Source organism: Neisseria sp. HMSC074B07 (assembly GCF_001810355.1).
GTDB lineage: Bacteria > Pseudomonadota > Gammaproteobacteria > Burkholderiales > Neisseriaceae > Neisseria.
In genome coordinates this window covers 28,674-43,471 of the sequence record NZ_KV800935.1, presented here as the reverse complement: position 1 = coordinate 43,471, position 14,798 = coordinate 28,674, and the positions used below count along the sequence as shown (strand labels likewise).

At 49.3% G+C, this 14,798-nt stretch carries 12 protein-coding genes; 10 read left to right on the top strand and 2 right to left on the bottom strand.

Annotated features, from left to right (window positions below):
• Positions 1-491: 491 nt before the first annotated feature.
• Both HMPREF2726_RS06555 and HMPREF2726_RS06550 read right to left on the bottom strand, forming a co-directional pair.
• A complete protein-coding gene (locus tag HMPREF2726_RS06555) occupies positions 492-1,064 on the bottom strand; it encodes a hypothetical protein (RefSeq protein WP_003758944.1) in 573 nt (190 codons plus the stop codon).
• A 26-nt stretch (positions 1,065-1,090) separates the two neighbouring features.
• Entirely contained in the window at positions 1,091-1,906 is an 816-nt protein-coding gene (locus HMPREF2726_RS06550) for a PoNe immunity protein domain-containing protein (RefSeq protein WP_003758942.1), read from the bottom strand.
• Positions 1,907-2,620: 714 nt separating this feature from the next.
• Between HMPREF2726_RS06550 and HMPREF2726_RS06545 the strand changes: the two genes are divergently transcribed.
• The 10 genes from HMPREF2726_RS06545 (at position 2,621) to HMPREF2726_RS06500 (ending at position 14,678) form a co-directional block, all read left to right on the top strand.
• Positions 2,621-3,595, top strand: a complete 975-nt coding sequence (locus HMPREF2726_RS06545) for a S49 family peptidase (RefSeq protein ID WP_039863262.1) — start codon at positions 2,621-2,623, stop codon at positions 3,593-3,595.
• 430 nt (positions 3,596-4,025) lie between these two features.
• A complete protein-coding gene (locus HMPREF2726_RS06540) occupies positions 4,026-4,979 on the top strand; it encodes an ABC transporter ATP-binding protein (RefSeq protein WP_070602704.1) in 954 nt (317 codons plus the stop codon).
• Positions 4,969-6,093, top strand: a complete 1,125-nt coding sequence (locus HMPREF2726_RS06535) for a hypothetical protein (protein WP_049223798.1) — start codon at positions 4,969-4,971, stop codon at positions 6,091-6,093. The genes HMPREF2726_RS06540 and HMPREF2726_RS06535 overlap by 11 nt, the downstream gene beginning before the upstream one ends.
• A 343-nt stretch (positions 6,094-6,436) precedes the next feature.
• Positions 6,437-6,994, top strand: a complete 558-nt coding sequence (gene frr, locus HMPREF2726_RS06530) for a ribosome recycling factor (RefSeq protein WP_003758927.1) — start codon at positions 6,437-6,439, stop codon at positions 6,992-6,994.
• Between the two features lie 57 nt (positions 6,995-7,051).
• Positions 7,052-7,798, top strand: a complete 747-nt coding sequence (locus HMPREF2726_RS06525; protein ID WP_003758925.1) for an isoprenyl transferase — start codon at positions 7,052-7,054, stop codon at positions 7,796-7,798.
• A 2-nt stretch (positions 7,799-7,800) separates the two neighbouring features.
• Entirely contained in the window at positions 7,801-8,595 is a 795-nt protein-coding gene (locus HMPREF2726_RS06520) for a phosphatidate cytidylyltransferase (RefSeq protein WP_009312626.1), read from the top strand.
• 276 nt (positions 8,596-8,871) lie between these two features.
• A complete protein-coding gene (ispC, locus tag HMPREF2726_RS06515; protein WP_070602702.1) occupies positions 8,872-10,056 on the top strand; it encodes a 1-deoxy-D-xylulose-5-phosphate reductoisomerase in 1,185 nt (394 codons plus the stop codon).
• A 211-nt stretch (positions 10,057-10,267) separates the two neighbouring features.
• Complete coding sequence (gene rseP, locus HMPREF2726_RS06510; protein WP_009312628.1) at positions 10,268-11,608, top strand: RIP metalloprotease RseP; 1,341 nt, start codon at positions 10,268-10,270, stop codon at positions 11,606-11,608.
• 4 nt (positions 11,609-11,612) lie between these two features.
• Positions 11,613-14,012: an outer membrane protein assembly factor BamA gene (gene bamA / locus HMPREF2726_RS06505; RefSeq protein ID WP_003758915.1), complete on the top strand. Its 2,400-nt coding sequence runs from the start codon at positions 11,613-11,615 to the stop codon at positions 14,010-14,012.
• Between the two features lie 213 nt (positions 14,013-14,225).
• On the top strand, positions 14,226-14,678 hold the full coding sequence (locus HMPREF2726_RS06500) for an OmpH/Skp family outer membrane protein (protein ID WP_174263552.1): 453 nt from the start codon (positions 14,226-14,228) through the stop codon (positions 14,676-14,678).
• Positions 14,679-14,798 lie beyond the last annotated feature (120 nt).

Here is a 14,798-nt window from a genome sequence, read left to right as displayed (position 1 = left end):
CCGTACTGGTTTAAAGTTAATCCACTATATTTTTAGCAGCCGTAGCGTGGGCTTTGCCCACGAATGAACATAAATAATTTGATTCGGATGTTCGGGCAGAAGGTCGTGGGCGAAGCCCACGCTACGATTTGCTGCAACGGCAACTTGTTCCTTCCCCCGTCCGACGGGGGAAGGTTAGGATGGGAGTGGCTTTATGGTTTTAGGTAAAATCAAATTCGTGCAAACCGTAGAGCTGCTCTCTCCCTCCAGACGGGAGAGCCAGCCGCCCGTAGCGTGGGTTCTACCCACGAATGAACAGAGATGATTAGATTCGGATGTTCGGGCGGAAGGTCGTGGGTGAAGCCCACGCTACGGGTCGGTTTATCCTGAATCTGTATCCACTTGACGAAGGGTCGTCTGAAAATAAAAATCCTCAATTTTTCAGACGACCTCAATAACAGACTTTCAATTCAATCTACGCTTGCTGGATAGCACCAATAAGAAGGTAATTTTTACAATTGAAATTTACGGCAACTATTTACATTATCTACGCCATAATAATTTTCCGCATCCAATTTATTATTTCTATAAAATATAGGTATTCCTCTAAAATATTTATTTAAATCAATATCTCTATCTCCATCCCCATCACTTAAGGTATGTTTTCCTTTCCAATTAACGTAGTATTTAGAAGGCGCCATAACCAAACACCCGCTTTTATGATTTAAAATCAAAATATTATTAGTTTCATGGTAATGCGAAGAATTTTCTTCCAAATCCTCTACCATGCCTCCTTCTATATGCATAAATATCGAATACTTGCCATCAGGCGAAGATTCCAGATAAACCATTTCAGATACACAATTATCTACTTTATCTTTTTGATAACAGCCATCTTGTAAGGAATATGTTTTTATTCCTTTATTTTTCATTGTATAGCGCATAAAAATATTTTTTTTATTTGGCTTTAAAAACTCTAACTGCCCATAACCCAACAAATTTTGCACTTCATGAACAGGAAAAATATTTTGTTCTGCCATAGCGAAACTACTATAAATAAAGAATAATAAAACGATTCTCTTCATATCAATCCACCCTTGCCGTATTACTCCTACTCGTGCTTAAGCTTCTGCTCCCGCGCCCAGTCCACGATGTCTTTGGGGTAGTACAGATACTGCCGCAGGGAGGTGTCGTCCAAGTCTTTTAAATAGGCGACTGCGGCGGATTCAAAGCTCCAGTAGCCGATATAGCCCCCATATTCGGGATCTTGGTTCAAATGTGTGTCAATCAGGAGATTACCGATTTTTCGGTTGCCTTCGTACCAACCGGAGAGGTAGGTGTTGAGATATTTCAGGGATTCTTCCTTGCTTTCTGCCATGATTGCTTGTAGCAGGGGTTTGCGGAAGTTGTGCCCGCCTTTGGCAAATTTGGCGCTGGGATCAAATTTCGTGGGTAGTGCCATATTCATCAAAGCCCTGAACGAAGGGTCGTAATACATTTCGTCATCGTTATAGGGATTGAGGCTGTCTTTAATGGTTTCCAGCCAATCCATCCGTTCGAACAATAGGCAAAGTCCGATAATGTTGGGTTGCTCTTCTCCCGCCCACTCCTCCGGCCCCCAAATAAACATGATGTCTTCCTTTTGCCCGTATTGCCTGTGTATATCCAGGCATTGCTTACAGTAATAAACTATCTGCTCCATACGCTTCTTGATGTCTTCTATCGGAAATCCTGCGGTGTATTCTGTAAGCATTGTTAAATAAAGTTGTTGAGGCAGTGCGTCTGAAGGAATAGTTGAGTCACTCTTACTTTCTTCTATCCACTCTTGCAGCAGTTGTAGATTTTCAGAATAACTGGTTTTAAAAAAATCTTCTTTAAACAATCCCTGACGGTCTTTATTGCGATCATATTTAACTTGATTGGTCATTTTAGTCCTTTAAATAGACAAGTAAGTTATTTAAATCGTCTGTGGCTAGTTTCTGCATTTTCCTGACGTTTTTTGCATTTTCATAGTCTGCCTGCGCTTTCAGGGAATAAAACAATCGATTCTTTACCTAGAAAATGTGGTCGGCAGGTTTGTGATGGTGGTGTATCACAGCCATATGAACAATTGAACAGGACGACTGCTATTGGTAAAGAGGTCGTCTGAAAACTTTCAGACGACCTTGATAGAGGTTGGATTTCCGCCCCAATCTACGCTTGCTACACTCCTACGGATGTTTTGAAAAAAGCGTTTTCCGGAATAGGCGTCTGCGCTTTTAATGTTTATATCGACGGTATCGGTATTTTTGCCGGAGATAAACTCTACTGGCTGTGACACACTGCCGAACAACACAGCATTATGATAGGAATAGTCCGATTACTCAAAATAGTTATCATAAATCTCCCTTCAAGCTTTTATCGCTGCGCATAATATCCCATATCATTTTTTGACGCTGTTTTCTTTGGATTCCCTCTAATGAGGAAACCAAAAATTTCGTTATAAAATGAAAACTTTGTTCAAATATTTGCTGATGATTGAAATTTTATCTTTTAGGACGGTAGAATGCGGGGTTATTGGATAGGAGACATCCTCTAAAATGTTGGAGCTACCTGATTTGTGGTTCCGAGTGTCAAAATTTGAACAATGAAAGTACCGATCATGCAGGAACCTTATTCTCGTGAGGGGAATAATCCCTCATCTCATTCCGGCTCGTTTTGGGAGCGCGAAGTATTGCGCGAAGTATTGCTGGCTTCTTATAAAGAGCAGCGTAGCGCACGTATTTGGCGCAATATTTGGCGTGTTATCGGTGTGATTTTATTTCTCATGTTTATTGCGTCACTGTTTGGAGACGATACCGATGCAGTGCAAAGCAGCGGGGAGCATACGGCAGTGATCGATTTGAAAGGTGAAATCGGCAATGAACTTGATGATCAGGTTGAGATGCTGCGCACCGGTATGGAGGCGGTTTACAATAATCCCAATGCTAAAGCGATTATCATCCGCGCCAATAGTCCGGGCGGATCGCCTGTGGTTTCCAATATTGCGTTTAACGAAATCCGCCGTATGAAGTCGGAGCATAAAGACATTCCTGTGTATGTGGTGGCGGAGGATATGTGTGCATCGGGCTGTTATTACATTGCGGCGGCGGCTGACAAGATTTATGCGGACCCGTCCAGCGTGGTCGGCAGTATCGGTGTGATTGGCGGAGGGTTTGATGCGACGGGGCTGATGGATAAAATCGGTATCAAACGTCGTCTGAAAATCGCGGGCAGCAATAAGGGTATGGGCGATCCGTTTTCTCCTGAAACGCCCGCACAAACTCAGATTTGGGAAAAAATGCTGACCGATATCCATAAGGAATTTATTAAATCGGTTAAACTCGGACGCGGAAAGCGTTTGAAAGATCAGCAGTATTCTGATGTTTTCAGCGGCCGTATCTATACTGGTTCGGAGGCTAAAGAAGTAGGATTGATTGATGATTTCGGCAGCGTATATAGTGTCGCTAGAGATGTCGTCAAAGCCCCTGAGCTGGTGAACTATACGCCTGAAGAGGATTTCGGCAAAATATTGGGTCGCCATTTGAGTGCAGAAATGGAGACTAAAGTTAAAGAAAAACTGTCAAAAATATGGTAACAGGATTTGTCTATTATTCGTTTGTTGCCGCCCTAAGTCATTGTGGGGTCGTCTGAAAACGTATCTCTTGAGATGTTTGATGATGTTCCATATGCCATTTATAGGTTGGAAGGTAACAAACCAATGACAGAAAAGCGGCTTGGAAGATGTCCTTGCCGCTTTTTTAAGTACGCTGATATAGGGTAAAGTTATCCGTCCTTCTATTAAAGCGACCGCAGAAGCAGTTTTTTGTATGTCAAACAGTTTTTTGTTGATAATACGAAGGCTCAAGATCGAAACGGCTGAGGCTGAATGTTTATCATGAAATGCCAAGAAATGTTTGAGGTCGTCTGAAAAGCCATTTTGTCATTTCATCCGTGTGATAAAAGTTTGTCAGTCGGCGTTAGCGCCCCGATTTTTGCATCCAACCCCTTCATATCTTATAAATATTATGATTAATGTCCAACATCTAGATTTTTACTACGGCAATACGCAGGCATTGTACGATGTCTCGGTTGAGCTTCCGCAGGGCAGTATTACCGGATTAATCGGACCTAATGGTGCCGGCAAATCCACTTTGATGCGTTGTATGGCAGGATTGGAAATCCCGACATCCGGCGATGTCTTGCTTGACGGTCTGCCTATTCTTGATAATCCGCGCGAAAGTTTTTCCAAACTCGGCTACCTGCCTGATTTTTTTGGTTTGCCGGATGGTTTGAGCGTAATCCAGTGCTTAACGTATGCCGCCAAATCCCGCGGTATTCCTGATGCGCGACTTCCTGATTTGCTGCTGGAAACCGTTCGCCTGCTTAATTTGGAACATAAACTGTATGCCAAAGTCAGCGACCTTTCCCGCGGTCAGAAGCAGCGTGTCGGTATCGGGCAAGTCATCATCCATCGTCCTAAGTTCTTGCTTTTGGATGAACCTGCCAGCGGTCTTGACCCTGAGGCACGACATGAATTGTCTTTGTTGCTGCTGAAGCTCAAAGATGAAGGCATGAGCATTTTGGTGTCGAGCCATATTCTTTCCGAGCTGGACGAATATTGTTCGCATATGCTGGTTATCAAAGGCGGACGTGTTCAGGCATTTCAATCTGTTAATGATGATGTTAACGAAGATCAGACTGTTTCGCTGCAATTTGTCGGTTTGGATGAATCCATATTCGAGCGGGTCCGCAATACGGAAGGCGTGAAGCAGGCAGAATGGAACAATCATGCCGTTACCGTCATATTGGATGCGGGCGAAGAAGCTCGTGCAGCCTTGTTGCGCAAGCTGTTTGAACAAAACCTGCCTTTGAGCGAAGCGTCCGTCATTAAGGCGTCGCTGCTAAACAGTTATCAAAACAGCCTCAATCTCCACAAGCAGGAGCAACAAGAGCAACAGGAGCAAGCCGATGGACAATAAATTGAATATCCCCAAAATCCGGGTTAACGCCGAATTTCAAAGGCTGATGTGGCTCAACATGAGCTGGGGCATGATTGCAGGCATCATCATACTCTACTGCCTGTTTGTTTTTGCCAATGCCAATTCTGAAAACCTGGTGGAATATATTGCCAGCGTCGGTGCGTTCGGTACCGGCATTTCAAATATTGCCCTTTATCTGCAGATTGAGCGCAGTCTGCGCCAAGACGTTTCCAGCAATGCATTTGACCAGTTGCGCATGTCCTCTTTGTCTCCGTGGCAGATGGCTTGGGCGAGGATTGTTGTCGCGCCTTTGACCGGTTGGGTTATTTTCCTTGTCGGCTGGATACTGATCGGCCTAACGATGTTTCATTTCAACCATGAAGACAGCGATGTTTTCATCATATGGTTGACTATGCCGCTCAACTCATGGGCACTCGCCTGCATGATATTGGTCAATGCTTTGCAGTTCAAACGCGGCAACAATCAATGGGAAGGATCTCTGTTGCAACTCCTATTGCTGTTTGTTGTCATGGTCATGTTCGTAACCGGTATGTTGTCCGCCGCGGAAGATCTTTCATACTTGAGTGAAGGTGTATCCAATACAGTATCTCCAATTATTGCTTCCATTGTTTCTGTTGTCTTATGCAGCGTTGCCGCCCGCGCGGCTATGGCAGAACGCCTGCACCTGCGCTCTTCCCGATTGACTTTTATCGTACTTGGACTTCTTACGCCTTTAGCTGCGATTAGCTTCGTAAGCAACTATAAACAATTGCTGTATATTTGCGCCGTAGCTTATGGCGGCATGAGTATTTTGTCTTTGATTACGCAGAAGCAGACGACCTTTTCTTCTATTGGAGAATTTGTCCGTGCACGTAATAGAAAACCGAAGTGGGCGATTGCTTCGTTGCCTGCTTGGATGATTCTTTTGCCTTTGGGATTGATTTGTGCCGTATTGTTGTCAGCAGACATGGTATGGGTATACATAGGACAATTCTTTCTCCTCATACTGCTGGTTTTTTCCATCAACCAAATGAAATGGCGATACAACAACATTACCATCACATTATTGATATACCTGCTTCTTCGAGGTCTTTGGTTCGTGATTGCATCGTAACAGGAGCGTATTTTCCTGTTTTGCACCCTGCCTTTCGCCATAGAGAGGTTGGAGGCGGAATAGGATAAAGGTCGTCTGAAAACCGGTTGACAAGGTTTTCAGACGACCTTTTTGTCTATACGCAAATGAATGCGGCTGTATCGAGGCCGTCCATGCTTTTCCGCCCCAAACTCATGTGCAACGGCATTTAAATATCAGTTAAGAAACAAGGCCCAAAACCGCCCCTGCCTTGTCGGAATCGCCGAATGACGGTACTATGCGCAGTTAACAGCTTGATTTGCCGTTCGGATGGTCATGCGTCCGGGCGAGGTTTTAAATTCAGTATCTTATTTGAAAGCAGAAAATGATTAACGATATTCAAAAAACAGCGGAAAGCAAAATGCAGCGCTCGGTAGAAGTGCTGAAAGAGAATTTGGCGAAAGTGCGTACCGGCCGTGCGCATACCGGTCTGTTGGACCAAGTGGAAGTTGAATACTGGGGCAGCATGGTTCCGGTCAGCCAAGTTGCCAACGTGACGCTTCTGGACGCGCGCACCATCGGCGTAAAACCTTTTGAAAGCAATATGGCTGCCAAAGTCGAGAAAGCCATCCGCGATTCAAACTTGGGTCTGAACCCGGCAGCCGTCGGCGATTTGATCCGAGTGCCTATGCCTATGTTGACCGAAGAGCGCCGTAAAGATTTGATTAAAGTCGTACGCAGCGAAGCGGAAGAAGGACGCGTGTCCATCCGCAACGTGCGCCGCGATGCAAACGATCACATCAAAAAACTCTTGAAAGACAAAGAAATTTCCGAAGACGAAGCACGTCGTGGCGAAGAGGCGGTTCAAAAACTGACCGACAAATACATCGCCGAAGCCGACAAAACGCTGGCTGCCAAAGAAGAAGATTTGATGGCGATTTAAACCCTTGTCCGCGGCGTTTCAGACGACCTTTGAACCGCCGCGCTGCGAAAGGCAGAGATGAAGAGCAGCACGCAGACCATTTTGGAACATACTTCGGTTCCGAAGCATATCGCCGTGATTATGGACGGCAACGGCCGTTGGGCGAAAAAGCGTTTCCTTCCCCGCGTGATGGGGCACAAACGCGGCTTGGACGCGTTGGAAAATATGGTGAAGCATTGCGCCAAACTGGGTGTGCAATATCTGACCGTGTTTGCCTTTTCAACTGAAAACTGGCGCCGTCCCGAAGACGAAGTGTCGTTCCTGATGGGGCTGTTTTTGCAGGCTTTGCAAAAGCAGGTGCGCCGTCTGCACGAAAACAATATGCGCCTGAAGGTGTTGGGCAGCCGCGAACGCTTCAACCGGCAGATTCTGCAAGGCATCGAAGAGGCGGAAGCGTTGACGGCGAACAATACCGGTCTGACCCTGAGCATCGCCGCGGATTACGGCGGCCGCTGGGATATTTTGCAGGCGGCAAACAAACTGATTGCCGAAGGCGTATCCGAAATTACGGAAGACGCGCTGGCGAAACACTTGATGCTGGGCGATGCGCCCGAGCCGGATTTGTTCATCCGCACCGGCGGCGAAACACGCATCAGCAATTTCCTGCTTTGGCAGATGGCGTATGCCGAACTTTATTTTACCGATACCCTGTGGCCCGATTTTGACAGCAAAGCCTTGGACGATGCTGTCGCCTCGTTCCAAAAACGCGAACGGCGCTTCGGCCGCACTTCGGAACAGCTGCCGGTAGAGCAGCAAAGGGGTTAAAAATGTTGAAACAACGGATTATCACGGCGCTGTGGATGCTGCCGTTGATGCTCGGTATGCTGTTTTACGCGCCGCAATGGCTGTGGGCGGCATTTTGCGGGTTGATTTCCCTGGTTACGCTGTGGGAATACGCCCGCATGAGTGGATTGGAAAAACTGAAAACCAATCATTATCTCGCCGCGACGCTGGTGTTCGGCGTCATCGCCTATGCAGGCGGTTGGACGCTGCCGGATATCGTCTGGTACGCCGTTTTGGCGTTTTGGCTGGTCGTTATGCCTTTGTGGCTGAAATTCAAATGGAAATTGAATGGCGGCTGGCAGGCTTATACCGTCGGCTGGCTTTTGGTCATGCCGTTTTGGTTCGCACTCATGTCCCTGCGTCCGCATCCCGATTACGCCTTGTCGCTGCTCGCCGTGATGGGTTTGGTGTGGGTTGCCGATGTTTGCGCGTATTTCAGCGGCAAAGCGTTCGGCAAACACAAAATCGCACCGACCGTCAGCCCCGGCAAGAGCTGGGAAGGCGCAATCGGCGGCGCGATTTGCGTGGCAGTGTACATGACTGTGGTGTGGTGGGCTGGTTGGCTCACGTTTGACGCAGGCTGGTTCAATACCGTGTTAATCGGTTTGGTGTTGACCATTGTCAGCGTATGTGGCGACCTGTTGGAAAGCTGGCTCAAACGCGCGGCGGGCATCAAAGACAGCAGCAATCTGCTGCCCGGACACGGCGGCGTGTTTGACCGCGTGGACAGCCTGATTGCCGTCATCAGCGTCTATGCCGCCTTTGAAAGCTTGTTCTGAAGCGGTTATAGTGGATTAAATTTAAATCAGGACAAGGCGATGAAACCGCAAGACAGTACAGACAGTACAGAAACCGATTCACTTGGTGCTTCAGCACCTTAGAGAATGTCTCTTTGAGCCAAGGCGAGGCAACGCCGTACCGGTTTAAAGTTAATCCACTATAAAAATCGTTGGAACACATCAAACACAATATCGAATAAGCGTTTTCAGACGACCTTTTCGACCTCAAGCCCAAAGGTCGTCTGAAATCCGAAAGCAGTACATAAAGAACACACCATGACACCACAAGTCCTGACCATATTAGGCAGTACCGGCAGCATAGGCGAAAGCACGCTGGACGTTGTTTCGCGCCACCCCGAAAAATTCCGCGTATTCGCGCTGGCGGGGCATAAGCAGGTTGAGAAACTGGCGGCTCAATGTCAAACATTTCGCCCAGACTATGCCGTCGTTGCCGATGCGGAACACGCCGCCCGGCTTGACGCACTGTTGAAACGCGACGGCACGGCGACGCAGGTTTTATATGGCGCGCAGGCATTGGTTGATGTGGCGTCTGCCGATGAAGTCAGCGGTGTCATGTGCGCCATCGTCGGTGCGGCGGGCCTGCCTTCTGCGCTGGCGGCGGCGCAAAAAGGCAAAACCATTTATCTGGCGAACAAAGAGACGCTGGTGGTTTCCGGCGCGTTGTTTATGGAAACCGCCCGCGCAAACGGCGCGGCAGTGTTGCCCATCGACAGCGAACACAACGCCATTTTCCAAGTTTTGCCGCGCGATTACACAGGTCGTCTGAACGAACACGGCATCCGCTCGATTATCCTGACCGCTTCCGGCGGCCCGTTTCTGACGGCCGATTTAGGCACGTTCGACAGCATTACGCCCGTGCAAGCGGTCAAACACCCCAATTGGAGCATGGGGCGCAAAATCTCCGTCGATTCCGCCACCATGATGAACAAAGGTTTGGAGCTGATTGAAGCGCATTGGCTGTTCAACTGCCCGCCTGATAAACTCGAAGTCGTCATCCATCCGCAATCCGTGATACACAGCATGGTGCGCTACCGTGACGGCTCCGTGCTGGCGCAACTGGGCAATCCCGATATGCGTACGCCCATTGCTTATTGTTTGGGCTTGCCGGAACGCATCGATTCGGGTGTCGGCGACCTGGATTTCGACGCATTGTCTGCGTTGACCTTCCAAAAGCCCGACTTTGACCGCTTCCCTTGTCTGAAGCTCGCCTATGAAGCCATGAACGCGGGCGGAGCCGCGCCCTGCGTCTTGAACGCCGCCAACGAAGCCGCCGTCGCCGCCTTCTTAGACGGGCAGATTAAGTTTACCGACATTGCCAAAACCGTCGCCCACTGTCTCGCACAAGACTTTTCAGACGACCTCGGCAACATCGAAAACCTGCTGGCGCAAGACGCCGTTACCCGCAGGCAGGCGCAGGAATTTATCGCCGCATTGGGATAAACCGTGCCGCAACGATAAAAAATGACAGGTCGTCTGAAAACCCGCCCACCCGTCATGTGTGGCGGACAAAACGGCAGACTGACTTTATAATCGGCAAAATAAAGCCAATAATATTTTCTACACATTGCGAATGTTTTTCAGACGACCCCTGCCTTGATACGTCGTCTGAAACATCGACAACGTCAACCCATACCCAACCAGAGAGATTCTTTTGCAAACCCTTCTAGCTTTTATTTTTGCCATCCTGATTTTGGTCAGCCTGCACGAGTTCGGACACTACATCGTCGCCAGATTGTGCGGCGTCAAAGTCGTCCGCTTTTCCGTCGGCTTCGGCAAACCATTTTTCAGCAGAAAGCGCGGCGATACCGAATGGTGTTTGGCGCCCATCCCATTGGGCGGTTACGTCAAAATGGTTGATACGCGCGAGGGCGAGGTGGCGCAGGCAGACCTGCCTTACGCTTTCGACAAACAGCATCCCGTCAAACGTATCGCCATCGTTGCCGCAGGTCCGCTGACTAATCTCGCGCTGGCGGTTCTGCTTTACGGCTTGAGTTTTTCCTTCGGCGTTACCGAAATCCGCCCTTATGTCGGCATGGTCGAGCAAAATACCATTGCCGCCAAAGCCGGTTTTCAGCCCGGAGACAAAATTATTTCGGTTAACGGCGTTAACGTCGGCGAGTGGGAAAAAGCCCAGCAAGAAATCGTGTTGAACATCGAGTCAGGCAAGGTAAATGTTGCCGTTCAGACGACCTCAGGGCAAAAAACCATGCGGATTATCGATGCCGCCGGCACGCCCGAAGCAGGTAAAATTGCGAAAAACCAAGGCTATATCGGGTTGTCGCCTTTTAAAATCACCACCCGTGTCGGCGAAGTGACAGAAAACAGTCCGGCTGAAAAAGCCGGTTTGAAAAAAGGCGACAAGCTGATCAGTGCCGATGGACAAGACATCGAGTCTTGGCAGCAATGGGTGGAAATCGTAAGCCAAAGCCCGGGCAAGAAAATCGAATTGAGCTACGAGCGCAATGGCCAAACTTTTCAGACGACCATCCGCCCCGACAGTATCCAGCAACCCGACAGAACGCTGGTCGGCAGGGTAGGCTTCGGTCCTCAAGACGACAAAGCGTGGATAAAAGAAATCAAGCGCGAATATAAGCCGTCTGTCGCAGAAGCATTTGCGATGGGCTGGGACAAAACCGTCAACAACGCTTGGATGACGGTAAAATTCTTCGGAAAACTGATTACAGGCAATGCCTCCCTGAACCATATTTCAGGCCCGCTGACCATTGCCGACGTCGCCGGAAAAACGGCACAGCTGGGATTTCAAAGCTATTTGGAATTCCTCGCGTTGGTCAGCATTAGTTTAGGCGTGTTGAACTTGTTGCCCATTCCCGTGTTGGACGGCGGGCATTTGGTGTTCTACACTGCCGAATGGATACGCGGAAAGCCCTTGAGCGAGCGCATACAGGCAATCGGCCTGCGCCTCGGACTGGCTGCCATGCTCTTAATGATGGCACTGGCTTTCTTTAATGACATCAACCGTTTGTTTGGATAATTTTATGAAATTGAAACAGATTGCTTCTGCTTTGATGGTATTGGGCATGTCGCCTTTGGCGTTTGCCGACTTCACCATTCAAGACATCCGCGTCGAAGGTTTGCAGCGTACCGAACCGAGTACGGTCTTCAACTACCTGCCCGTCAAAGTCGGCGACCAATTCAGCGACGCACGCAGCGAAGAAATCATCAAAAGTCTGTATGCGACCGGTTTTTTTGACGATGTCCGCGTAGAGACCATGGGCAATCAGGTCTTGCTGACCGTTATCGAACGCCCGACCATCAGCACGCTGAACATTACCGGCGCGAAAATGCTGCAAAACGATGTAATCAAGAAAAACCTTGAATCCTTCGGTTTGGCGCAATCCCAATACTTCAATCCGGCCACGCTGAGCCAGTCTGTCGCCAGCCTGAAGGAAGAATACAAAAGCCGCGGCAAACAGTCGGTCCAAATCACGCCGACCGTCACCAAACTCGCGCGTAACCGCGTTTCCATCGACATCGCCATCGATGAGGGTAAAACCACCAAGATTACCGACATCGAATTTGAAGGCAACAAAGTCTATTCCGACCGCAAGCTCATGAAACAAATGTCTTTGAGCGAAGGCGGCATGTGGACTTGGCTGACTAAGAGCAACCAGTTTAACGAGCAGAAATTCTCGCAAGACATGGAGCGCGTCAGCGAGTTCTACCAAAACAACGGCTATTTCAATTTCCGCATTCTGGATACCGACATCCAGACCAACGAAGACAAAACCAAGCAAACCATCAAAATCACGGTTGACGAGGGCGAACGCTTCCGTTGGGGCGACGTGCGCATAGAAGGCGATACCCGCGAAGTGCCGAAAGAAGAGCTGCAAAAACTGCTGACCATGAAAAAGGGCAAATGGTACGAACGCGCCCAAATGGTCAAATCGCTCGAAGCCATCCAAAACCGCATGGGTACGGCAGGCTACGCGTTCAGCGAAGTCAACGTTCAGCCAGTGCCCAATGCCGAGACCCAAACTGTCGATTTCGTCCTGAATGTCGAACCCGGCCGCAAAATCTATGTGAACGAAATCAACATCACCGGCAACAACAAAACCCGTGACGAAGTCGTACGCCGCGAATTGCGTCAGATGGAATCCGCGCCTTACGACACTTCCAAGCTGCAACGTTCCAAAGAGCGTGTCGAGCTGCTGGGTTACTTTGACAACGTACAATTCGATGCCGTACCGGTTGCCAATACGCCCGACCAAGTCGATTTGAACATGAGCGTGAACGAGCGTTCTACCGGTTCGCTGGATATGAGTGCGGGCTGGGTTCAGGATACCGGCTTGGTCATGTCCGTAGGCGTTTCCCAAGACAACCTGTTCGGTACGGGTAAATCCGTTTCTCTGCGCGCCTCACGCAGTAAAACCACGCTGAACGGCTCGCTGTCGTTTACCGATCCGTATTTCACACCCGACGGCGTGAGCCTCGGTTACGATATTTACGGCAAGTCTTACGATCCGCGTAAAGCCTCTTCCAGCGCGAAACAATATAAAACCACCACCGCAGGCGCGGGCGTGCGCATGGGCATCCCCGTGACCGAATACGACCGCGTCAATTTAGGTCTGGCGGCGGAACACCTGACCGTGAATACCTACAAAGGCGCGCCTAAACGTTATGCCGACTTTATCAACCAATATGGTAAAGGCACGGACGGCGTGGGCAGCTTCAAAGGCTGGCTGTACAAAGGTACGATCGGCTGGGGACGCAATAAAACCGACAGCGCCTTGTGGCCGACCCGCGGTTACATGACCGGCATCAACGGCGAAATCGCTCTGCCGGGCAGCGACCTGCAATACTACACGCTGACCCACAACCAAACCTGGTTCTTCCCGCTGACCAAAGACTTCACCCTGATGCTCGGCGGCGAAGTCGGCGTCGGCAACGGTTACGGCAAAACCAAAACCATGCCGTTCTTTGAAAACTTCTACGGCGGCGGCTTAGGCTCCGTACGCGGTTACGAGAGCGGCACGCTGGGTCCGAAAGTTTATGACGAATACGGCGAGAAAATCAGCTACGGCGGCAACAAAAAAGCCAACGTTTCCGCCGAGTTGCTGTTCCCGATGCCGGGCATCAAAGATTCCCGCTCCGTCCGCCTGAGCCTGTTTGCCGACGCGGGCAGCGTATGGGACGGTAAAACTTATAACGACAGCAGCAGCAATACCTACTACACCAACAATGCCGCTCAAAACCCATACGGCTTAGGCAAGACCCACAAATCGACCTTCAAGGAAGAGTTGCGCTACTCCGCCGGTGCGGCAGTAACCTGGCTCTCGCCGCTGGGTCCGATGAAGTTCAGCTACGCCTACCCGATCAAGAAAAAAGACAGCGACGAAATCCAACGCTTCCAGTTCCAATTGGGTACCACATTCTGACGTAGGCAGAACAAGGTCGTCTGAAAATCGAAATCCCTATGCAGATAAACTTTTTCAGACGACCTGAAGGAAAAGGGGCAGGGCGTTCTGCCTCTTTTTAAAAACAAACCGATATCCCGCTGATTGGCGGGATACAAAATCAAGGAAATCCAGATGAACATCATTGCCAACGCCTTCCGCCTCGGCGGCGCGGCTTTATTGGGCTTCGGGTTGATGAACCAAGCTGCGGCGGCGGAAGCCGTACAGAAAATCGGCTTTATCAATACCGAGCGCGTTTATCTTGAGTCCAAGCAGGCGCAACGCATTCAGACGACCTTGGAAAAAGAATTCCGCAGCCGTCAGGACGCTTTGCAGAAATTGCAGCAAGAAGGTGAAAAGCTCGAAAAATCCCTGTCCGAAGGCAAATTGCAGGGCAAAGAGCGTGAAGCTGCGGCAAAACGCTGGGGCGAGCTGGTTCAGCAGTTCCGCAAGAAACAGGCGGAGCTGGCAGAAGACTACAACCTGCGCCGCAATGAAGAATTTGCCGCCCTCCAGCAAAACGCCAACCGCATCATCGTCGATCTTGCCAAACGCGAAGGCTACGATGTGATTTTGCAGGACGTGATTTACGTCAACGCACGTTACGACATTACCGACAGCGTGATTAAAGCCCTGAATACACGTTAATCGGAAGGCTGAACGATATAGAGCAAACCTGTTTTCAGACGACCTCTTTCAAGCGAAGGGTCGTCTGAAAATCCAATAAACGATATAATTATAGTGGATTAAATTTAAATCAGGACAAGG

What these genes read in the sequence shown, in the direction of transcription:
- frr (WP_003758927.1), top strand. Translation starts at nt 6,437, where the DNA reads ATGATTAACGATATTCAAAAAACAGCGGAAAGCAAAATGCAGCGCTCG.
- HMPREF2726_RS06520 (WP_009312626.1), top strand. Translation starts at nt 7,801, where the DNA reads ATGTTGAAACAACGGATTATCACGGCGCTGTGGATGCTGCCGTTGATG.
- HMPREF2726_RS06525 (WP_003758925.1), top strand. Translation starts at nt 7,052, where the DNA reads ATGAAGAGCAGCACGCAGACCATTTTGGAACATACTTCGGTTCCGAAG.
- bamA (WP_003758915.1), top strand. Translation starts at nt 11,613, where the DNA reads ATGAAATTGAAACAGATTGCTTCTGCTTTGATGGTATTGGGCATGTCG.
- HMPREF2726_RS06540 (WP_070602704.1), top strand. Translation starts at nt 4,026, where the DNA reads ATGATTAATGTCCAACATCTAGATTTTTACTACGGCAATACGCAGGCA.
- HMPREF2726_RS06500 (WP_174263552.1), top strand. Translation starts at nt 14,226, where the DNA reads ATGAACCAAGCTGCGGCGGCGGAAGCCGTACAGAAAATCGGCTTTATC.
- HMPREF2726_RS06545 (WP_039863262.1), top strand. Translation starts at nt 2,621, where the DNA reads ATGCAGGAACCTTATTCTCGTGAGGGGAATAATCCCTCATCTCATTCC.
- HMPREF2726_RS06535 (WP_049223798.1), top strand. Translation starts at nt 4,969, where the DNA reads ATGGACAATAAATTGAATATCCCCAAAATCCGGGTTAACGCCGAATTT.
- ispC (WP_070602702.1), top strand. Translation starts at nt 8,872, where the DNA reads ATGACACCACAAGTCCTGACCATATTAGGCAGTACCGGCAGCATAGGC.
- HMPREF2726_RS06555 (WP_003758944.1), bottom strand. Translation starts at nt 1,064, where the DNA reads ATGAAGAGAATCGTTTTATTATTCTTTATTTATAGTAGTTTCGCTATG.
- HMPREF2726_RS06550 (WP_003758942.1), bottom strand. Translation starts at nt 1,906, where the DNA reads ATGACCAATCAAGTTAAATATGATCGCAATAAAGACCGTCAGGGATTG.